Here is a 609-nt window from a genome sequence, read left to right as displayed (position 1 = left end):
ACGACGTGGGCAGCGTGCAGGGTAACCTGGCGAACGGCGGCACCACCGACGATCCGACCCCGACCCTGAGCGGTAAGGCGGAAGCGGGCAGCACCGTGAAGATCTACGATCAGAACGGCCTGCTGGGCGAAGTGACGGCGAAAGCCGACGGCACCTGGAGCTTCTCGCCGGTGGCGAAACTGCCGGAAGGCGAGCACCGCTTCCACGTGACAGCCACCGACAGGGCGGGCAACACCAGTTCTGCGTCAGACGACTTCGTTCTGACCCTGGACTACACCGCGCCTGACGCGAGCAAGCTGGCGATCACCGAAGTCTACGACGACGTGAACACCGCAGGCGTCATTGCCTCCGGCGAAGAAACCGACGACAACCGTCCGCTGATCAAGGGTACCGGTGCGGAAGCCGGCAACACCATCACCGTCTACAACGGCGACAAGGTCATTGGCACCGCGAAAGTGCAGGCCGACGGCACCTGGTCCCTGGAGCCGACCACGCCGCTGCCGGACGGGAAGTACACCCTGACGGCGAAAGAGACCGACGGCGTGGGCAATGTCTCCGGTCCGTCCGGTGAGTACATCATCAACGTGGCCACCGTACCGCCGCAGGCAC

General features: G+C 65.0%; 1 protein-coding gene. It reads left to right on the top strand.

Annotation, left to right across the window (positions count from 1 at the left end):
- On the top strand, positions 1-609 hold a 609-nt coding region (locus PUZ33_RS25135; RefSeq protein ID WP_274205382.1), incomplete at both ends, for an Ig-like domain-containing protein.

The sequence above is a fragment of the Enterobacter cloacae complex sp. 2022EL-00981 genome, from assembly GCF_028737495.1.
Taxonomy (GTDB): Bacteria; Pseudomonadota; Gammaproteobacteria; order Enterobacterales; family Enterobacteriaceae; genus Enterobacter; species Enterobacter cloacae.
Note: the sequence above shows the minus strand (reverse complement) of the source record. Positions and strands in the feature narration are given on the sequence as shown.